The sequence below is a fragment of the Paenibacillus sp. 22594 genome, from assembly GCF_052044425.1.
Lineage (GTDB): Bacteria > Bacillota > Bacilli > Paenibacillales > Paenibacillaceae > Paenibacillus_AQ.
In genome coordinates this window covers 429,773-448,902 of record NZ_JBQENA010000004.1, presented here as the reverse complement: position 1 = coordinate 448,902, position 19,130 = coordinate 429,773, and the positions used below count along the sequence as shown (strand labels likewise).

Below are 19,130 nucleotides of genomic sequence, written 5' to 3'. Positions count from 1 at the left end.
AACCTCCGCCCTTGCATATTTCACCACGGCGTCTACGCCGGGGCTGTACAAAAAACCTTATTCTATAGTTTACATGAAAAGCGATTCCTGCGCGAGGGGAGGTGCGGCTTGGCATAGCTGTATTCTCCCGGGCAAGTGATCTCTCCCCCGGCAATGGCTGCATCACATGATAGGGAAATCAGACCGCTGACGGTTCCTATAACAGTGTAATAAGTGCGACCTTGGCGAACCGGGGGGAAGAGTGGTAAACTGAGTTTACAAACTATGATAAGCTAGGATATAACCAAGGGGAGGCGGCTGCCTATGACAGGCAACGGTGCGCTGCTTGCCGGACTCAAACGGAATCTTCGTGCAGAGCGAGCTGCAGTCCGTGATGGGATTGCTTCAGGTTTACGGGACTTTATGTCCGCTCAGGTCTGCAGATATGCACATGAGTGGCTGCAGAAGGAAAAGGCCGCTTCACTGCTCGCCTATGTTCCATTCCGATCGGAGCTGGATTGCCGTGCGCTAATTGCGGAGGCCTGGGCACATGGCCGGGAGGTGCTGCTGCCCCGTGTCTTGTCCGAAGCCGAAACGATGAGCCTTCATCCGGTAAGCTCCTGGGAAGAGCTTGCACCGGGAGCTTACGGTATTCTGGAGCCCTTGGCCAGCGTAGGGAATGAGCAGGAGACGGAAACGCTCCGGCTTCCGGATGTTGTCTTTGTACCGGGGCTGGCTTTTGACCGGCAGGGCGGACGGCTTGGCTATGGAAGAGGCTATTATGACCGATTGCGGGCTTCCTGGCAGCAGGGGGCAACGTTTGCTCTGAAGCCTCCGGTTTGGATCGGGTTGGCATTCAGCCATCAACTGATTCCTGAAGTACCAATGGATGATCATGATGCCTTTATGGACATGCTGATTACGGAAGATGGCATCATTCACTGCCGGAAGGAGAATAAACCATGGAGTTAAGCCATTTCAATGAGCAAGGCAGAGCGCGCATGGTGGATGTGAGCGACAAGGAGATTACCAAGCGGACAGCGGCTGCGCGTAGCCGTGTCGAGATGGCCCCCGGAACGCTCACAGCGATCAAGGCAGGCCGGATCGGCAAAGGCGATGTGCTGGCCGTTGCCCAGGTTGCCGGAATCATGGCGGCCAAAAAAACTGCAGACTGGATTCCCATGTGCCATCCGCTGCCGCTGACCGGTATTGATATCCGCTTCTGGGATAACAACGAAGACCAGCTATATATAGAAGCAACCGTCAAGACAACAGGAAAGACCGGAGTCGAGATGGAGGCGCTGACCGCCGTTTCGGCAGCCGCGCTGACCGTATACGATATGTGCAAGGCGCTGCAGAAGGATATGATTATTGGACCTACACTACTGGTGCAGAAGAGTGGAGGCAAAACCGGAGATTATGCGCTGGAGGAAATAGAACAGCAAGATGCAGTTCAAAGCGCTGATTAAAGGCCGTGAATGCGGCCGTCTATACATAGAATAGTGAGAAGGAGGGACAACCTATGGCGTGGAAAACAGCAATCCTGACGGCCAGCGATAAAGGGGCCAGAGGCGAACGGGAAGACACGAGCGCCCAGGTTATTCGGGAACTGGTGGAAGAGGAGCTAGGTGGCGAGATCGTTGAGTACCGGATCGTACCGGATGAACAGGATGAGATTATTGCTGCTCTGATTGAATTAACGGATTATTTCCAGGCGGATTTGGTGCTGACTACCGGTGGCACCGATCTTGCGATTCGTGATGTTACGCCTGAGGCGACCCGGCGTGTCATTGAGCGGGAGGTGCCCGGGCTCTCGGAGGCCATGCGGAGTACGGTCATGCAGAAGAACCGGGCAGTTATGCTGTTCCGGGGGATTTGCGGCATACGTGGAAGAACACTAATCGTGAACCTGCCGGGTACGCCCAAGGGGGTACATGAGAACCTGGCGGCAATTATGGATCAGCTGCCGGAAGCTTTGCTCATGGTAACTGGCCAATACCGGCAATAATGTCTTTTCTTTCGGTCGTGTCACCAAGAATCGTCAGAGATCGCTGATGGATGTGTGACATAAGTTATGGTATTATTAATTTATAGTTAACAATATCATGAACGGACAGAGTGAGAAGGAGGAATAACACATGCTAAGTGGTATTGGTGCTCCCGGGATTATTTTACTGGTTATCCTGGCACTGCTGCTCTTTGGTCCTAATAAGCTTCCTGAACTGGGACGTGCCGTCGGACGTACCTTCCGTGAGTTTAAGGATGGGGCGCGGGAAATTATCAGTGATCCGGAACCTGTGAAGAAAAGCGAAGCTCCGGCAACGGCAGCCCCGCAGACGATGGCAGCAGATCTTCCGCAGGACAGACGTCTGCCGGAATAATATCATTTTTCACGCGGGGCGTTTCTCTCAGTGCTGTTTAGACTGGGCGGCGCCCTTTTTTTGAAAGATAAGAAATAATATGTTTCACGATATAAATGGTCCTTCTCTTTCTAGCTGGAACGGATGCCTGAAAGCGATGTGTAGTATCGCGGCTTCGATCCCTTATTATTCATACATAGTCATCGGGTGGTGTCAGTCATGTCTCAGGAAGCGGAAGAAATGTCAGTGGTGGATCATTTAACCGAACTGCGCAAGCGGATTATCTATGTGCTCATTGTATTTGTGGCCGGCCTGATTGCAGGGTTGTTCGTGGCCAAACCGATCTATCTCTATCTGATTCACGCCGATCAGGCTCAAGGCTTCGTGCTGCATGCGTTTTCCTTCTGGGACGGCATCGGAATGTATATGAAAATCGCCATGGCTGTATCGCTGGCCGTATCTGTGCCGTTCATCGTCTATCAGCTATGGGCATTTATCAGCCCCGGCCTTCGGCCGGTGGAGCGGAGCGCGGCTCTGCGCTACGTGCCTTACGTCTTTATCCTTTTTATTCTGGGCATCGCGTTCGCCTACTATATTGTGTTCCCGATGGCGCTGTCCTTCACCATTACGATTACCCGCAGCATGGGGCTGGAGGAAACCTACGGCATTGCCCAGTATTTCAGCTTTTTGTTCAGTCTGGTTATTCCTCTGGCGCTGCTGTTCGAGCTTCCGCTTGTGGTCATGTTCCTGACCAAGCTGAGAATTCTCAATCCGCTGCGTCTGCGCAAAATGCGCCGGTACGCTTATTTTGCACTCGTCTTTATTGCTGTGGTCATCACACCGCCGGATTTCATCTCGGACTTTCTTGTGACGATACCACTCCTGATCCTCTATGAATTCAGCGTGTTCCTGTCCGCCTTCGTCTACCGCAAGCAGCTGGCCATGGACAACGAGCTGGAGGCGAGATATGTCAGGAAAGAGGAGTCCAGGTAAGGGACTTGGCCGCAGTCTAGGGAACTGCACCCGGGCACGGCCAAAGTCTGGGCTGAATTCTCCCCTCACAAAGGTGGCATATTTTGCCCTCCGGTGGATAGAATGTAAGAGAGTATGGGCCGGACAACCCTTCTGACCATATTTTTCCGTAAAAGCTGGATGATTTTACGTAAAAGACTTGAAATCCGCCTTCAAGTTGAGTATCATAAAAATTGTTGTTAGCACTACAGAGGGTTGAGTGCTAATACCAATGAAAAATAAGGAAATCACCGGTATCTGCCGCGCTGAGAATCCTGTTTTTCATAACTGCCGCTGAAACGCCTGAGCTTCGAGCGGTATCCCAGTTATGTTTTCAAGGTAAACAACATATTTCAAAGGAGGCTATTTTTTCATGATCAAACCACTAGGTGAACGCGTATTGGTAGAACCAAGCGAGCAAGAGCAAACCACTTCTTTCGGGATTGTGCTTCCGGACTCCTCCAAAGAGAAGCCGCAAGAAGGCAGAATTATCGCTGTAGGCAGCGGTGCCCTGAAAGACGGAGTACGTGTGCCACTGGAAGTTAAAGAAGGCGACCGCGTGCTGTTCTCGAAATATGCCGGAACTGAAATTAAATACGAAGGCAAAGAATATTTGATTATGAAGGAAAGCGACATTCACGCGATTCTCGAATAATCGGATAGCCTTTCATAAGTGATAACCGAATATACTTACAAAAATTTTAGGAGGTTAACAACACAATGGCAAAAGAAATTAAATTCAGTGAAGATGCCCGCCGCGCAATGCTGCGTGGGGTTGATGCTTTGGCAAATGCTGTAAAGGTTACACTTGGACCAAAAGGCCGCAACGTGGTGCTGGAGAAGAAATTCGGCAGCCCGCTCATCACTAACGATGGTGTAACTATCGCTAAGGAAATCGAACTGGAAGATGCTTTTGAGAACATGGGCGCACAGCTCGTCAAAGAAGTAGCTACAAAGACAAACGATGTAGCCGGTGACGGTACTACAACTGCAACGGTTCTGGCTCAAGCGATGATTCGCGAAGGTCTGAAAAACGTAACTGCAGGCGCTAACCCAATGGTTATGCGTAAAGGGATCGACAAAGCGGTTAAAGCTGCTGTAGCTGAGCTGCAAAAGATTGCTAAACCGATCGAAGATTCCCAGTCTATCGCACAAGTAGCTGCTATCTCCGCTGCTGACGATGAAGTGGGCCAACTGATTGCTGAAGCTATGGAAAAAGTGGGCAAAGACGGCGTTATCACCGTTGAAGAATCCCGCGGCTTCCTGACTGAGCTTGAAGTGGTAGAAGGCATGCAGTTCGACCGCGGTTACATTTCCCCGTACATGATTACAGATACGGACAAAATGGAAGCTGTTCTGGAGAACCCGTACATCCTGATCACCGACAAAAAGATCAGCAGCACACAGGAAATCCTTCCATTGCTCGAGAAGATCGTACAGCAGGCACGTCCGCTGGTAATCATCGCTGAAGATATTGAAGGCGAAGCTCAAGCCATGCTGATCGTGAACAAACTGCGCGGAACCTTCAACGCTGTAGCTGTCAAAGCTCCTGGCTTCGGCGACCGCCGTGAAGCTATGCTGCAGGACATCGCTGCTCTGACAGGCGGCCAAGTGATCACTGAGAAGCTCGGTCTGGATCTGAAGAGCACTACTGTGGAACAACTGGGTAAAGCCCGTCAAGTACGTGTAACCAAAGAAAACACTACAATCGTAGACGGCAGTGGCGACAAAGCGGACATCAATGCACGCGTTAGCCAAATCCGTTCCCAGCTGGAAGAAACCACTTCCGAGTTCGACAAAGAAAAACTGCAGGAACGTCTGGCTAAATTGGCTGGCGGCGTAGCCGTTGTCAAAGTAGGCGCTGCAACTGAAACTGAATTGAAAGAGCGCAAACTGCGCATCGAAGACGCCCTGAACGCAACCCGCGCTGCGGTTGAAGAAGGTATCGTATCCGGTGGTGGTACTGCTCTTGTGAACGTATATGCTGCTGTAGCTGCAGTAGTAGCTGAAGGCGACGAAAGAACTGGTGTTAACCTCGTGCTGCGTGCACTCGAAGAACCAGTCCGCACGATCGCTGCCAACGCTGGTCAAGAAGGTTCCGTTATCGTGGACCGCTTGAAAAAAGAAGCTGTAGGTATCGGCTACAACGCTGCTACCGATGAGTGGGTGAACATGTTCGAAGCAGGGATCGTTGACCCTGCCAAAGTGACCCGTTACGCGCTGCAGAACGCAGCATCCGTAGCTGCTATGTTCCTGACTACCGAAGCGGTTATCGCTGACAAGCCAGAGCCTGAAAAAGGCGGCGGCATGCCAGATATGGGCGGCATGGGTGGTATGGGCGGCATGATGTAATGAAGTCATTATCGAAGTAATTCGATGATGATCGACCATTGCATGACCTCATAGTGCAAAAATGAGAGACTTTTCAAGAGTTCATTGAACTTTTGGGAGGTCTCTCATTATTTTTGATTAACAAGTTATCGGAACTGGAGTTCTATTTAGGTGCTTCAATCTAACTCTTGATCTAAAAGAGGTTGTACTAAACGACGCACTTCGTCTGTTGAAGTGGTACTCATTAGTTGGTCTCTTAGTTCGCCTGCGCCTCTAAATTCACGAACATAGATTTTGAAATAGCGAAGAAGTGGTCTAAATGAACGTGGCAGGGTTTCTGTTGAATATTTATCGTGAAGATCCAACTGCAAAAGAAGTAAATTGAGAAAATCCTTCGCGCTATGTTCTTTAGATTCTTTCTCAAAAGCAAATGGATTAGTGAAAATGCCGCGGCCAATCATGACACCATCAACGCCGTATTGTTCTACTAATTGTAATCCTGTTGCGCGGTCGGGAATATCTCCATTAATGGTTAACAACGTATTTGGAGCAATTTCATCGCGTAATTTTTTTATATCAGGGATTAGTTCCCAGTGTGCATCTACTTTACTCTTCTCTTTTTTTGTACGAAGGTGAATGGAAAGATTCGCAATATCTTGTTTCAATATATGTCCTAACCAATCGCGCCACTCGTCAATATTAGAGTAACCCAATCTTGTTTTAACACTAACCGGCAATCCACCTGCTTTTGCTGCTTGAATAATTTCTGCTGCAACTTCAGGATGGCGTATTAATCCAGCCCCTTTTCCAGTGGAGGCGGCGTTTTGTACTGGGCATCCCATGTTTATATCGATACCACGAAAACCAAGTTTTTTCATATCAATACTCATCTGTTCAAAAAGTGCAGGTTTATTGCCCCAAATATGAGCGACAATCGGTTGCTCATCATCTGTGAACATTAATCGGCCACCTACATTTTCTTTTCCAACAGGGTGACAATAATTTTCTGTACTTGTGAATTCCGTAAAAAATACGTCAGGTGTTGCAGCTTCTCTAATGACCTGACGAAATACAATATCTGTGACATCTTCCATTGGAGCTAATATAAAAAACGGCTTTGGTAGATCCATCCAAAAATTTGATTCCATGTTATCTTCTCCTGTTGCAACATTTAAAAACGATATAATCTATAGCAAAGTCCTTTACATAGTATCATTATTTTTCGTTTGATGCACAGAATCAATGGTGTGAAGGGCAGACACATTGGAGTGTGATTTGGCGTGAGAGTGACCGACTAAGCATCTAGATCTTATAGTCTTATTGGCATACATAAAAAAGCCGCCGGTAATTCCGACGGCTTTTCCCTAGTTGGACATCCCCGGTAGGGGGGGCTTTTTACTTCCTGGCCTTAATGGAGAGATTTGTCGTCTTCCGCCAGATAATGATCTTCAAGCTCAATGAATTCAGCTGATCGATGTACGGCTATCATGCCGTGATAACTGATATCGAGTCCGATGTCTTCCTCTTCCTCGCTGGAACGGACATGGACCAGCTTTCCGATCAGCTTCAGACCACACCAGGTAGTTGCAAATCCCCACGCAGCCAATGTAACTAGACCAAGAGTCTGTACCCCTAGCTGATGCCAACCGCCGCCATAGAGCAGCCCACCATCGGTGGCGAACAAGCCTACAGCTATAGTCCCCCAAGCGCCAGATACGGCATGTACCGGAAAGGCACCTACTGGGTCATCTATGCGGCGGGCTTCCAGCCAGTTGGTAGCCGCCATCATGAGCAGACCGGAGACGGCACCGATCAGGATGGCCGCACCGTCACTGACAAACGCACAGCCGGCAGTAATACCGACCAGACCGGCGAGGGAACCGTTGATCACTGATGGTGCATCTGATCGCTGGTAACGGAATAGAGTGTAGATCAGTGTGATGCCGCCGCCTGCTGCTGCTGAGAGCATGGTAGTAATAGCGATGTGTCCAATCCGGACATCGGTAGCACTTAAGGTACTTCCTGCGTTAAAGCCGAACCAGCCAAACCAGAGCAGGAAGGCGCCGACTGAAGCAAGCGGCAGATTGCTCGGCAGGGAAACCGTGCTGTTTCCGGCCTGATTGAACTTGCCCTTTCTAGGGCCGATGACGATCGCCGCTGCCAGTGCCGAGAATCCTCCAAGGGCATGAATGACGGCTGAACCTGCGAAGTCCTGCAGGCCCAGTTGGTTCAGCCAGCCGCCGCCCCAGGCCCAATGCCCACCCAGGGGATAGATCAGGCCGGTCATTAATATGACGTACAGCAGATAGGCGCGGAAGTTGATCCGTTCGGCAACCGCACCCGATACGATGGAAATAACAGCGATAGTAAATGCCGCCTGGAACAGCCAGAAGGTATCAATCGAGATGGTGAAATGGAGATTGGAGAGATCACCGCCAAGCAGGAATCCGCTCGTGCCCACCAAACCACCGGCGTCTTTACCGTACATGAGCCCAAATCCGAAAATATAAAAAATCAGCGTTCCTATGGTGATATCGGCGAATACTTTCATGATGATGTTCACACTGTTCTTATACCTTACAAAACCGGCTTCCAGCAGGGCAAAACCGCCCTCCATCAGCAAAATCATAGCGGCGCTCAATACAACCCAAATCGTATCTACTCCACCGCCAAGCGACTCCAGCGTCACATTCATTTCTATAGTGCCTCCATACCCCTAATGGTTTTGATTTCACGTATAATCTCTGGTGAGAGCGGGATCTCTTCCGTTGCCGGATGGTTATCTAGAAGGAGTAGAACCTGATCTAGCTCTTGAATGTCTCTTTTAATGCTGTTTATTCGTTTGAACCGGTCTTTTACATGAACGATATATTCTACGGCTGTGTGATGGCTGGCCGGGTGTCCGGCAAACCATTTGCGGATCGGGGAGAGCGATTGGTACATTGCCTCTTCGGCCCGTCTTTTTTGTTCATATTTGTTGATTTTATCCTTAATCCCCTCGATTTCATCCTCTTTCTTGATCTTGAGGCGTACGATGAGGTCTTTTACTTCCTCTGCAGATAGACGATAAACAACATTTTGGTAAACTTCATCTACAATAATCATGTTAGATCTCCTTACATGAAAAGTCATAGACTGATTATAGGGACAATATATTTACAAGTCAATAGGTTTTTGTACCAGGTGGCATGTCAATCCAGTAATGTGGTATACGGGGATTGCAAGACCCTATATTATATAGAGTACAAGACGAACGATTAGCAGGAAGATATCTGAAAGGATGATGATTATGACCTACTCACAGATATTGGGCAGCTCAGGAGATGCAACCGATATCCTCTATCTGGAACAGCAGATTGCAGCTGTCAAACAGGTGATAAAGCGGGCCGAAGCTGCAGGACATAAGGAAGCACTGGATGAAGCCAAGAACAAGCTCGCGGAACTGGAAGGCGAACTGGATGAGCTTGTGGATTAGTGGGAGTGGATGGTGCCGATCTTTTTGCCTGTAAAAATAGCCGTACTGAAAGGTCTTAAGACCTGCAGTACGGCTTTGTTTATGAGTGTTAGTAACGAGGGTGCTTACATCCGTTTCAGATGCATTCCTGTGAACCGGGAAGCTGGAGGAATTCCAGCCTTCCCTCGTGGGTATCCCCTTTTTTGGTAAAAGCACCGCCGGATATACGGTAGACCGTGCTCTCCGTACTGCTGCGCCCGGGCATATCCCGGCCCGGGTCCGCAACCATCCGGTGGGCGAGACTCTCGATCAGCGGGTAGGCCATCTCGTTGGGGGCTCCGGTAATCAGAGAAACCCAGAGGCGCGACAGGTTAATAGTCAGAAACGGAACACCGACTAATTTCCGTTTCTTGGCATGACCTCTGCCGTCTGGAGCATCATTTCTTTGTAGGTCATGCTGTCAGGTCCGCCAACATCAATGGCCCGGTTGTACAGTTCCATGCTCCCAATGCTTGCTGTCACGGCCCGGACATCAGACAGTGCAATGGGGTGGGTCTTAGTGCGCGTCCATTTCGGCAGTGCCATGACCGGCAGGCGCCGGACCAGAATAGGGAAGGACAAGCCCTGCGGTTCGACGATCAGTCCGGCGCGGATTGTTGTGACAGGTACACCGTAGGAGCCCAGCACCCGCTCCACCTCAACCCGGCAACGCAGATGGCGGGACAGCTGGTTCTGCGGCTTATAGTCTGGGATGATCCTGCTGAGGTAGATGATCTGGTGGATGCCGTTCTTGCTTGCTGCGCGGCAAAATTATCCGCGAGTTTGGCGTCCAGGTCCGCGAAGTTTGCCTGTGTCAGCTTAGCTGTCGGCATCATGGAGTGGACCAGATAGATGGCATAGTCTGCGCCTTGTAATGCTCTTCCGCAGAGGATATGGAGAACGGCTCACAGGAACGCCATTCCACATGGCTGTTATCTTCCTTCTGGTCTCCGTGCCTGGATAACGCGATCACATCATATTCCCGAGTCAGCTGCTCCAGCAGGATATATCCGATATATTCGCTCGCTCCGGTTAAGGCGATTTTCAGCCGCTGTGTCTTTGTAGTATCTATATGTTCAGTTCTAGTAGCATCCATTGTTGTAATCCTCCTGGTGATAAAGCATTCCCTGTTCTAAAGTATAAGCCGTCCTTTCCAGTACCCTTTTCCGCCGAAGTTCAACCGGGTCCACTCCTATCTAAGCAGAAGTTATTGCCCAAGTATATCGATTACCATGCTCATTCTGTACTGCTGTCTTTGGAAAAAAGAGATATTCATATATAATAGGGAAAATCCGCGAAAGAAGGTGTGCCGGTTGAACGAAAAGAACGGAACGGAGCTTGCCACCTTTGCGGGTGGCTGCTTTTGGTGTATGGTCAAGCCCTTTGACGAGCTGCCGGGCATTGTCTCATTGGTATCCGGGTATACGGGCGGCCACACGGTTAATCCGACTTATGAGGAAGTGGGTACGGAAACGACGGGGCATGTGGAGGCTGTGCAGATTACATTTGAGCCGGAGGTGTTCCCGTATGAGCGGCTGCTGGACATTTATTGGCAGCTGATTGATCCGACGGACAAGGGCGGGCAATTCATGGACCGGGGATATTCCTACCGGACGGCGATCTTTGTGCATAATGATGAGCAGCGGAAAAAGGCAGAGGCGTCCAAGACGGCGCTCCAGGCAAGTAAAAGATTCAAGGACCCGATTGTGACGGAGATTCTTCCCGCTGCTCCATTTTACACGGCTGAGGATATGCATCAGGATTATTATAAAACCCATCCCTTGGATTATAAGCTCTATCTGAAGGGCTCGGGCCGGGACGAATTCCTGGAGCAGCACTGGAACAGCCGTGAGGATCAAAAACGCCTGAAGAGCCAGCTGACCCGGCTGCAATATGAGGTCACGCAGCATAAGGCGACAGAGCCGCCGTATGAGAATGAGTATTGGAACGAATTCCGTGACGGCGTTTATGTGGATGTGGTCAGCGGCGACCCGCTGTTTAGCTCGGCGGATAAATTCGATTCCGCCACCGGCTGGCCCAGCTTCACTGGACCGATTGCCGAAGGTCTGATTCGGCGGGAGGCTGATTACAGCGGCGGAGAGGTCCGGACGGCACTGCGCAGCAGGCTGAGCGGAGCCTATCTGGGTCATTTGTTCTTCGATGGGCCGGAGCCGGCGAAGCAGCACTACCGGGTCAATTCTGCCGCACTCCGGTTCATCCCGAAAGAAGAGCTGGAGTCGAACGGGCTGGAGCGGTATCTGGAGCCGTTAATATGATCTTAGTAATTTATGTCTGCCTGATTAGTGATAAAATGGAAGAGGCTGAAATACATATGAATCGCTGGAGGAATGCAGGATGGATATGGAGCAGACTATCGAATCATTAATGGACGAGGCAGAGGTATCTTTTATCGGATCTGTGGATGCAGAAGGGTTTCCGAATATGAAGGCCATGCTGCCGCCGCGCAAAAGGGAAGGAATGCAGGTCTTTTATTTCACGACCAATACCTCATCCATGCGGGTCAGACAGTATAGGGAGCATCCGCAGGCCTGTGTGTACTTTTGCAATCCGCGCACATTTAAAGGCTTCATGCTGAGAGGCACCATGGAGGTGCTGGAGGACCAGGCTTCCAAGGAAATGATCTGGTGCGAGGGCGATACGGATTATTATTCGCTGGGCGTAACAGACCCAGACTATTGCGTCCTGAAATTCACAGCAGAAAATGGGCGGTTCTACAGCCATTTTCATTCAGATAATTTCGATGTGCCCGTGATGAGTGAAATCTAATCTATAGGGGGACGGCTGGAATATGAAGCATCTTTTGCTCCAATATATGACCCGGCTGACTTCTTTAAGTAATGAAGAGCAGCAAGCGATTCTGGACGAAATCCTTGTCGAGGAATACTGCAAGGGAACTGTTCTGCTGCAGCAGGGAGAGGTTCCCGGCCAATGCTATTTTGTCCTGAAGGGATGCGTGCGGCAGCATGCAGTTGATGTTATAGGCCGGGATATCACCTCCAACTTCTATACAGAGGAGCAGGCGATCTCGATTTTCAATGCGCATAAGCCGGATAAAACGTCAGAGTACACCCTGACCTGTCTGGAGGACTGCATATTAGTGGTTGGCCCGCTGGATACTGAGAAGGCGATGTACACCAAACATACACAGCTGGAAACTATGACCCGCCAGATGATTGAGGAGAGCTTCGGTCAGATGCAGGAGGAATTCGCCGCTTTTATTGCCTCTTCTCCCGAAGACCGCCTGAAGGCTCTCCTTCACAAAAGACCCGCACTGATCAGCCGTGTCCCCCAGCATCAGCTGGCGAGTTATCTCGGAATAACGCCGGAGTCACTGAGCCGGATCAAGAAGCGGATTCACCGCGAACCCGCGGAGCCGGGACTCTGAACAGCAGCCATAGGCCAAGGCCCAGCTCCCCCGCCGTCATCGGCAGCATAAATACCCATTTGACTACTTTTATTAATTCTTCATACTCAGGAACGAGTGTGCTGCTCAGATGGAGCAAGATATAACCTGCCCCAGCCAGCAGCAACAGAACACTAATAATCTTCGGGATATTACCCGATTGGAAGGCCAGCAGGCCCATTATGAGCAGATGCCCCCCAAACAGAATCAAGCTGATCGACCACACCGCTTCAAAAGCGTGAAGAAAAAGCATCATCTCCGCCTGTAACTCCTGCGGTGTGAAGCCGATCAGTGCCTGACTCCTGCTGTCTGTAAGAAGCGAGACGACAACCAGGCTGGAGACAGCGACCCCCAATACCGCAGTATAGGATAGGCGCAGCCATGCACCCAGCAGGGACAATGCCTGCTGCACAGGCTTCAGAACCGTATATAATGCCCATGCGGCTGCAATGTCACAGGCTAATATCAGCACCCATCCCAGAATTTCAGCCCTGAATAGCAGGGGAGAAGCTTGCAGGTTGCCGAAGGTAACGGCTGGATCTCCCTCCACCACAAGACTTCCATGAACATATCCATACGAAAATGCGGCGGCCACCGCCATCACAAGTAGTGAAATTCCCCCAGTTCGCGCCACTGCTGCAGACATTAACACAACCCCCTCTAATTGATTCTGGTTCCATTGTACAAAGAGGGTAAGGAGGGAGCATTGACTTAAGTCAAGGAGTTCAGATGGGGTATGCAAAAGTGCCCAGTATCGAAGTGAAGCCGGGATAATGCGGTTGGTGAAACCGTACCACAAGCAAAGGTGAAATTGTAGGCCAGGCAGAATAATTGAAAGAGGGTATCAAAGTTACAAAGCGATGTGAAAAAATTCTATGTCATGGAGGGTTAAACATGAACAGTTATCAAAAAGAAACGGTAAAGATTAAACATCATGGGAGAGAAATTTATGGTGTCTCTTACATGCCTAATAAGAAAAAATGTCCTGTCGTGATCTTCAGCCATGGGTTTAATGGAATAAATGAAGATTTCGCTATGAATAGTGACTATTTAGCAAAGAATGGGGTGGGCGCATATTGTTTCGACTTTTGTGGCGGCTCCGTACATTCAAAGAGTGACCTTAGGACCAATGAAATGTCTATATTTACAGAAAAAGAAGATCTATGCGCTGTTGTTGAAAACATAAAAACTTGGGAGAATGTTGATTCTGATAATATCTTTTTATTTGGAGGAAGCCAGGGAGGATTAGTATCTGCATTAGTAGCTGATGATTATATAAAAGATATTAAAGGACTCTTATTACTATTTCCAGCGCTGTGTATTGTAGCTGACTGGAATAAAAAGTTTCCAACATTGGAGAGCATTCCTGATGCGTATGAGTTATGGGAAGTTCAATTGGGGAGAGTGTTTTTTGAATCGATTCATAAATATGATGTATTTGACCATATTGGCCAATTCGATAAAAATGTTTTGATTTTTCATGGGGATCAGGATGACATTGTGTCACTTGAATATGGGAAGAAGGCATCAATGTTATATCCTCATGCTAGAATTGAAGTGTTTCCAGGAGAAGGCCACGGTTTTTCAGAAGCTGGTAATAAAAGAGTCGCTGAGATGACATATGAATTTATAAAAGCAAATATCTAATCGCTAAATGATTATTCGCAACCGCTTTCATTTGTTAAAGGCGCCCACGATTGCATCATGCTGTATAGACTAGGCAACTCAACTCTGGAGGGATCTACTTATGCAAAATCGAATTCATACGCCCGGTCCTGTGCTTGGCAGCGACGGCGTCTTGCTGCAGCGCGGTTACTCGACCCAAGCCGTGCTCACCTTCAATCGGGACGCAATCAAGGCGCCGCCCTGGCGAGTCAAGGAATGGGATTTCTATCAAGTGTCGAACGATCAGTATGGCTTACAGATGACCATCGGGCATGTCTCCTACGCCGGCGATGTATCCGTGAAGCTCTTCGAGTTTGAAACCGGCAAACGGTACGATATTTCGAACATGCTTATATTACCATTCGGCCGGTTGAATATGCCAGCAACGGCCGAGCAAGGCGATCTGACGTATCAGAAAAAAGGCTTCCTCATGCAGTTTCAGGTAGTGGACGGAGAGCGCAGGCTTATTTGCAAGTCCGACGGCAACGGCAAGCAGTTACCGGTCGACATCGATATTCGGCTAATCCAGCCTGATTCTACCTCGATTGTGATGGCAACGCCATTTGATGAGGATAGACGTTTTTTCTATTACAATCATAAAATCAATTGTATGCCTGCTAGCGGTGTTGCCCGAATAGGGGAGCAGGAATATCGGTTCGAAGCCGATACCGCTTTCGGGCTTCTCGATTGGGGCCGGGGGGTATGGCCGTTCAGCCACGAGTGGTTCTGGGGAAGCGGCAGCGGTTATGCCTTCGGCAAACGGTTCGGCTTTAACATCGGCTATGGCTTCGGTAACACATCTGCCGCCACGGAGAACATCCTGTTCTATGACGGCAAAGCGCATAAGATCGGCCAAGTTCACTTCGATCTGCAAGGAGGCGGTGGTTACATGGCGAGGAAAACCTTCATTAGCGAAGATGGGCGATTCGAAATGGAGTTCAAGCCGATCTATGATCGGTACACGGAAATGAAGCTGAAAATTGTCGATACGCATTGCCACCAGATTTTCGGGAAGTTTAACGGGAAGGCCGTTTTAGACGACGGCACGGTGATCGAGGTTAAGGATCTCGTGGCCTTTGCGGAGCATGCGGTCAACCGGTGGTAAAGGGAAGGCTTCTTATGAATTCCGCTCTGTTGATTTAATCCTTAAGAGTCGATATAAAAGTCCATTTTTTTGGGGTGTTGACAGTAAGACTATTAATTGTTATATTCTGAACGTTAAAATTTTAACTATATTTAACAATGAAAGGGGAGGTCAAAGAATACGGTGATTACCAACATAATTTGATTAATGGATAGAATATGATCAGAGAAAATAGTCATAATTGAAAAATACAATAGTGGAAGCCTGTGGAAGCGACAAAACCAAAAATGGAGGGATATATATATGGCAAAGGTTACAGTTGGACACGAGAATGGGATTGCAATAGAGCTTCATTATGAGGATGTCGGAACGGGCAAACCAGTTGTACTGATTCATGGTTGGCCGCTCAGCGGAAGGTCCTGGGAGAAGCAAGTGCCTGCTCTAGTTGAAGCCGGTTATCGGGTGATCACGTATGATCGTCGCGGATTCGGCCAGTCCTCCCAGCCGTGGAACGGATACGACTATGATACGTTCGCGGCGGATTTGCATGGCTTGATTTTGCACCTGGATCTTCACGATGTGACACTGGTCGGGTTCTCCATGGGCGGAGGCGAAGTAGCGCGTTATATTGGTACTTATGGAACGGAGCGGGTATCGAAAGCGGTGCTGGCCGGTGCTATCCCTCCCTACCTGTACAAATCATCGGATAACCCGGACGGCGGATTCGACGATGCGACTATTCAAGGATTTCAAAACGGGGTGAAGGCGGATCGTCTAGCGTTCCTGGATGAGTTTACAACTAATTTCTTTGCTGCTGGAGACCGAACTAACTTGGTAAACGAAGCATTCCGCTTATATAATCGCGATATTGCGGCTTTTGCGTCCCCGAAAGGCACGCTTGATTGCATTGCGGCATTCAGCTATACCGATTTCCGTGTGGACCTTGAGAAATTTAAATTGCCAACGCTTATTCTCCATGGTGACGCCGATGCGATCGTTCCTGTCGAGATCAGTGGTCAAAAAGCGCATGAGCGGATCGCAGGCAGCCAATTAATCGTAATCGCAGGCGGCCCCCACGGATTCAATGCTACCCACGCTAAAGAATTTAACCATGCATTATTGCAATTCTTGAACGGCTGATTATGAGGAAGAGCCACGCTTCACAGGAGGCGTGGCTCTTAAACTTTTGTGATAACGAATCGATGGCAGTGCTCTCGAAGATAGAACTCTTGATTATTGAATAAGAAAAGTGTAGGATGAGTCTATACCATTGGTTTAAATGTTTAAACATTTAAACTACATAAACGGGGAGGCACCAGCATGGGAAAGCAGGCATTGCAGATTTTTCGCGAAAGCCTTCCAATTCTTCAAGTATTAAGTGATCCGCACCGTCAGGATATTCTGCTCCATCTATCAGAGGACGGAAGGATGACGGTCAATGAAATTACCGGGAAGTTGTCCTTGTCGCGGCCGGCGGTTTCCCATCATCTGAAATTGCTCAAGAATGCGGGAGTCATCAAAGTCGAGCAAGTGGGGACCCAGCGATATTATGAGTTGTCCATGCAGGAATCGGTGGACTTGTTAAGAAGGCTTCTAGTTGCCTTAGAGCGGGATTGTCTCTAGACCTATTACATAGAAAGAGGAGAAGGAATATGAAGCAGTGGAACTCAGAGCGGGTAAATGAAATCCTGCAGGAGCATCGCGAGAAATTCCATAGCGGTTATACACGAAGCGTGGAGTTTCGTCTGGAGCAGCTGAAGAAGCTGTCGGACGCGATTAAACGGAACGAGCAGCCGTTACTGGCGGCGTTGTATCAGGACCTGCACAAAAGTGAATTTGAGGCTTATTCGACGGAGATTGGCTATACGCTGGACAGCATCCGCTACATAAGCAAGCATTTGAAGCGGTGGATGAAGCCGCAAAGGGTAAAAACACCGTTCTATCTTGCTGTATCTAAGAGTTACCAGTATAGAGAGCCTTACGGAACTGTTCTTATCATCGGCCCCTATAATTATCCGTTCCAGCTGCTGATTGAACCGCTGATCGGAGCCATTGCGGCAGGGAACAACGCGGTCTTAAAACCCTCCGAGAATACTCCTGCAGTTACTGCTGTCGTTAAGAAGCTGATCGGCGAAACTTTTGACGAGACATATATTAGGGTGATTGAAGGGGAGAAGGAGACCACCTCGGCGCTGATTCACGCTCCCTTTGACTACATCTTTTTTACGGGAAGCGTACCGGTCGGAAAGATCGTCATGAAAGCCGCTGCAAATAACCTTGTACCCGTCACGCTTGAGCTTGGGGGCAAAAGTCCGGCTATCGTTGAGCGGACAGCGAACCTCGACGTTGCGGCCAAACGGATTATTTGGGGGAAGATGATGAACGCGGGGCAGACATGCATTGCTCCGGACTATGTACTTGCCCATGAAGAGATTAGGGAGGAATTGATTGCCCGGATGAAGACGGTTGTGGCAGGCTTCTTCGGACCGGACGCCAGAGTAAGTCCGGATTATGGCCGAATCGTCAATGAACGCCAATTTGACCGCTTGGCCGCGATTCTGGAAGCGGAGCCGAATAGTGTGCTTTCGGGCGGGAAAACGCTCAGAGATGAGCTCTATATCGAGCCAACGCTGCTTGCCGCAACCTCTTGGTCGGACCCTGCGATGCAGGATGAACTCTTTGGACCGATTTTGCCCATTATGGGCTTCAGTCAAGTGGAGGAGGCGATAGAAATGGTGAACGCCCGTCCCAAACCGTTAGCACTGTACTTGTTTACCGGACAACGTCAGGTCGAGGAGAAAGTACTCTCACGCGTCTCCTTCGGCGGTGGGTGCGTGAACGATACGATCAGCCATGTTGCCAATCACCACCTGCCATTTGGGGGAGTAGGGAACGCCGGGATCGGCGCGTATCACGGGAAATACAGCTTCGAGCTGTTCTCCCATACCAAAAGCGTCCTGACCAAGAGCACGAAGCTGGATATCCCTTTCTTATTTCCGCCTTATGGCGACAAGGTTAAGTGGGTCAGAAAGATTATGCGTTAATACATGAGGAACGTCGATAAGGAGGAGAACAAGATGAATAACGTGCAATTTAAATCACTGAATGATGTGAAGAAAGAACTGCTGATCATGGAGGGGTATGATGTTATCCCAACCAAGCAGTGGCCGCTCTATGAGATTCTTGCCCATTGCGCACAGACCATCGAATATTCTATGACAGGTTATCCGCAGCTGAAGCCCAGGATTGTGAGAAAAACCATCGGCCGCATCGTGATCCGGAAATTTTTGAAGCAGGGTCATATGAAGCATGATTTAACGGCACATGTACCAGGTGCGGCCAAGCTTGAAAAGCAGGGAACCGTCAAAGAGGGAATCGGACTTCTCCTCAGGGCAATTGATGCCTTTCAAGCATATGAAGGGAAGTTAGCTCCCCACTTGATTTTCGGAGATCTGAGCAAGGAGGAGTATGACCGGTATTTCACCATGCACATTACAGATCATTTCTCAGAGGTGCAGTTCGCAAGCTAAGCTAAAGATTGATTGCCAAAGGGATATGGAAGTAATTGGTTTGAGACTTTTATCACTGATCGAACACTCACTTCGCAAGTAATATGTTAGAATATTAGAAACGCATGATACATTAACTTCATAATTCGCAAGCTATGATTGCTATGGATCACACTATAGCAGGAGCAGCTTCTGGAGAGACCGCGGGAATTCCGTGGCGCCGAAGGGTTCACAATCTCAGGCAAAAGGACAGAAGAGTACGGAATGTATTTGT

Annotated in this window: 25 protein-coding genes and 1 riboswitch; of the genes, 18 read left to right on the top strand and 7 right to left on the bottom strand. The window is 49.2% G+C overall.

Annotation, left to right across the window (positions count from 1 at the left end; genetic code table 11):
* The first annotated feature begins 303 nt into the window (after window positions 1-303).
* The 7 genes from ACTJKB_RS16195 to groL all read left to right on the top strand — a co-directional run bounded on the left by ACTJKB_RS16195 (window position 304) and on the right by groL (window position 5,702).
* The gene (locus ACTJKB_RS16195; protein WP_440835302.1) at window positions 304-951 is read left to right on the top strand and encodes a 5-formyltetrahydrofolate cyclo-ligase; all 648 of its coding nucleotides are present in this window, start codon (window positions 304-306) and stop codon (window positions 949-951) included.
* Window positions 942-1,448, top strand: a complete 507-nt coding sequence (moaC, locus tag ACTJKB_RS16190) for a cyclic pyranopterin monophosphate synthase MoaC (RefSeq protein WP_440835300.1) — start codon at window positions 942-944, stop codon at window positions 1,446-1,448. Before ACTJKB_RS16195 ends, moaC begins: the two co-directional genes overlap by 10 nt.
* 53 nt (window positions 1,449-1,501) lie before the next feature.
* Window positions 1,502-1,987 carry a MogA/MoaB family molybdenum cofactor biosynthesis protein gene (locus ACTJKB_RS16185; RefSeq protein WP_020429419.1) on the top strand — a complete coding sequence of 162 codons (486 nt, stop codon included), beginning with the start codon at window positions 1,502-1,504 and terminating at the stop codon, window positions 1,985-1,987.
* Window positions 1,988-2,117: 130 nt separating this feature from the next.
* The gene (locus ACTJKB_RS16180) at window positions 2,118-2,360 is read left to right on the top strand and encodes a twin-arginine translocase TatA/TatE family subunit (protein WP_440835299.1); all 243 of its coding nucleotides are present in this window, start codon (window positions 2,118-2,120) and stop codon (window positions 2,358-2,360) included.
* A gap of 198 nt (window positions 2,361-2,558) precedes the next feature.
* Window positions 2,559-3,332, top strand: a complete 774-nt coding sequence (gene tatC, locus ACTJKB_RS16175; RefSeq protein ID WP_440835297.1) for a twin-arginine translocase subunit TatC — start codon at window positions 2,559-2,561, stop codon at window positions 3,330-3,332.
* Between the two features lie 391 nt (window positions 3,333-3,723).
* Window positions 3,724-4,005 (top strand): co-chaperone GroES, encoded by a 282-nt coding sequence (gene groES, locus ACTJKB_RS16170; RefSeq protein WP_440835296.1) that lies wholly within the window; start codon window positions 3,724-3,726, stop codon window positions 4,003-4,005.
* A 65-nt stretch (window positions 4,006-4,070) separates the two neighbouring features.
* On the top strand, window positions 4,071-5,702 hold the full coding sequence (gene groL / locus ACTJKB_RS16165; RefSeq protein ID WP_440835295.1) for a chaperonin GroEL: 1,632 nt from the start codon (window positions 4,071-4,073) through the stop codon (window positions 5,700-5,702).
* A 155-nt stretch (window positions 5,703-5,857) separates the two neighbouring features.
* On the opposite strand, the gene ACTJKB_RS16160 is transcribed toward groL, so the two are convergent.
* The 3 genes from ACTJKB_RS16160 to ACTJKB_RS16150 form a co-directional block, all read right to left on the bottom strand.
* On the bottom strand, window positions 5,858-6,829 hold the full coding sequence (locus tag ACTJKB_RS16160; protein ID WP_440835294.1) for a tRNA dihydrouridine synthase: 972 nt from the start codon (window positions 6,827-6,829) through the stop codon (window positions 5,858-5,860).
* A gap of 260 nt (window positions 6,830-7,089) precedes the next feature.
* Window positions 7,090-8,376, bottom strand: coding sequence for an ammonium transporter (locus tag ACTJKB_RS16155; RefSeq protein ID WP_440835292.1), 1,287 nt, complete (start codon window positions 8,374-8,376; stop codon window positions 7,090-7,092).
* Between the two features lie 2 nt (window positions 8,377-8,378).
* The gene (locus tag ACTJKB_RS16150) at window positions 8,379-8,786 is read right to left on the bottom strand and encodes a hypothetical protein (RefSeq protein WP_440835290.1); all 408 of its coding nucleotides are present in this window, start codon (window positions 8,784-8,786) and stop codon (window positions 8,379-8,381) included.
* A gap of 184 nt (window positions 8,787-8,970) precedes the next feature.
* Between ACTJKB_RS16150 and ACTJKB_RS16145 the strand changes: the two genes are divergently transcribed.
* Window positions 8,971-9,156: a hypothetical protein gene (locus tag ACTJKB_RS16145; RefSeq protein ID WP_440835289.1), complete on the top strand. Its 186-nt coding sequence runs from the start codon at window positions 8,971-8,973 to the stop codon at window positions 9,154-9,156.
* A 115-nt stretch (window positions 9,157-9,271) separates the two neighbouring features.
* On the opposite strand, the gene ACTJKB_RS16140 is transcribed toward ACTJKB_RS16145, so the two are convergent.
* Window positions 9,272-9,460, bottom strand: coding sequence for a hypothetical protein (locus tag ACTJKB_RS16140; RefSeq protein ID WP_440835288.1), 189 nt, complete (start codon window positions 9,458-9,460; stop codon window positions 9,272-9,274).
* A 71-nt stretch (window positions 9,461-9,531) separates the two neighbouring features.
* On the bottom strand, window positions 9,532-9,831 hold the full coding sequence (locus ACTJKB_RS16135; protein ID WP_440835287.1) for a hypothetical protein: 300 nt from the start codon (window positions 9,829-9,831) through the stop codon (window positions 9,532-9,534).
* 18 nt (window positions 9,832-9,849) lie between these two features.
* Between ACTJKB_RS16135 and ACTJKB_RS16130 the strand changes: the two genes are divergently transcribed.
* A complete protein-coding gene (locus ACTJKB_RS16130; RefSeq protein ID WP_440835285.1) occupies window positions 9,850-10,026 on the top strand; it encodes a hypothetical protein in 177 nt (58 codons plus the stop codon).
* Here the strand turns inward: ACTJKB_RS16130 and ACTJKB_RS16125 are convergent.
* Window positions 10,007-10,270 carry a hypothetical protein gene (locus ACTJKB_RS16125; RefSeq protein WP_440835284.1) on the bottom strand — a complete coding sequence of 88 codons (264 nt, stop codon included), beginning with the start codon at window positions 10,268-10,270 and terminating at the stop codon, window positions 10,007-10,009. The genes ACTJKB_RS16130 and ACTJKB_RS16125 overlap by 20 nt on opposite strands.
* A 217-nt stretch (window positions 10,271-10,487) precedes the next feature.
* On the opposite strand from ACTJKB_RS16125, the gene msrA reads away from it, so the two are divergent.
* The 3 genes from msrA to ACTJKB_RS16110 all read left to right on the top strand — a co-directional run bounded on the left by msrA (window position 10,488) and on the right by ACTJKB_RS16110 (window position 12,580).
* Window positions 10,488-11,450 carry a peptide-methionine (S)-S-oxide reductase MsrA gene (gene msrA / locus ACTJKB_RS16120; RefSeq protein WP_440835282.1) on the top strand — a complete coding sequence of 321 codons (963 nt, stop codon included), beginning with the start codon at window positions 10,488-10,490 and terminating at the stop codon, window positions 11,448-11,450.
* Window positions 11,451-11,529: 79 nt separating this feature from the next.
* Window positions 11,530-11,961, top strand: coding sequence for a pyridoxamine 5'-phosphate oxidase family protein (locus ACTJKB_RS16115; RefSeq protein WP_440835280.1), 432 nt, complete (start codon window positions 11,530-11,532; stop codon window positions 11,959-11,961).
* A 22-nt stretch (window positions 11,962-11,983) separates the two neighbouring features.
* Complete coding sequence (locus ACTJKB_RS16110; RefSeq protein WP_440835278.1) at window positions 11,984-12,580, top strand: Crp/Fnr family transcriptional regulator; 597 nt, start codon at window positions 11,984-11,986, stop codon at window positions 12,578-12,580.
* On the opposite strand, the gene ACTJKB_RS16105 is transcribed toward ACTJKB_RS16110, so the two are convergent.
* Window positions 12,537-13,244, bottom strand: coding sequence for a DUF4386 domain-containing protein (locus tag ACTJKB_RS16105; protein WP_440835276.1), 708 nt, complete (start codon window positions 13,242-13,244; stop codon window positions 12,537-12,539). The two genes, ACTJKB_RS16110 and ACTJKB_RS16105, sit on opposite strands and share 44 nt — an antisense overlap.
* 248 nt (window positions 13,245-13,492) lie before the next feature.
* Here ACTJKB_RS16105 and ACTJKB_RS16100 point away from each other — a divergent pair, with 248 nt between their 5' ends.
* The 6 genes from ACTJKB_RS16100 to ACTJKB_RS16075 all read left to right on the top strand — a co-directional run bounded on the left by ACTJKB_RS16100 (window position 13,493) and on the right by ACTJKB_RS16075 (window position 18,877).
* A complete protein-coding gene (locus ACTJKB_RS16100; RefSeq protein WP_440835275.1) occupies window positions 13,493-14,245 on the top strand; it encodes an alpha/beta hydrolase family protein in 753 nt (250 codons plus the stop codon).
* A 100-nt stretch (window positions 14,246-14,345) separates the two neighbouring features.
* On the top strand, window positions 14,346-15,368 hold the full coding sequence (locus ACTJKB_RS16095) for a DUF2804 domain-containing protein (protein ID WP_440835274.1): 1,023 nt from the start codon (window positions 14,346-14,348) through the stop codon (window positions 15,366-15,368).
* Between the two features lie 282 nt (window positions 15,369-15,650).
* Window positions 15,651-16,487, top strand: coding sequence for an alpha/beta fold hydrolase (locus tag ACTJKB_RS16090; protein WP_440835272.1), 837 nt, complete (start codon window positions 15,651-15,653; stop codon window positions 16,485-16,487).
* 180 nt (window positions 16,488-16,667) lie between these two features.
* On the top strand, window positions 16,668-16,970 hold the full coding sequence (locus ACTJKB_RS16085) for an ArsR/SmtB family transcription factor (RefSeq protein WP_074083140.1): 303 nt from the start codon (window positions 16,668-16,670) through the stop codon (window positions 16,968-16,970).
* A 29-nt stretch (window positions 16,971-16,999) separates the two neighbouring features.
* Complete coding sequence (locus ACTJKB_RS16080) at window positions 17,000-18,391, top strand: aldehyde dehydrogenase (RefSeq protein ID WP_440835271.1); 1,392 nt, start codon at window positions 17,000-17,002, stop codon at window positions 18,389-18,391.
* A 33-nt stretch (window positions 18,392-18,424) separates the two neighbouring features.
* Window positions 18,425-18,877 carry a DUF1569 domain-containing protein gene (locus tag ACTJKB_RS16075; RefSeq protein ID WP_440835270.1) on the top strand — a complete coding sequence of 151 codons (453 nt, stop codon included), beginning with the start codon at window positions 18,425-18,427 and terminating at the stop codon, window positions 18,875-18,877.
* A gap of 161 nt (window positions 18,878-19,038) precedes the next feature.
* Window positions 19,039-19,119, top strand: a riboswitch (glycine riboswitch).
* Window positions 19,120-19,130 lie beyond the last annotated feature (11 nt).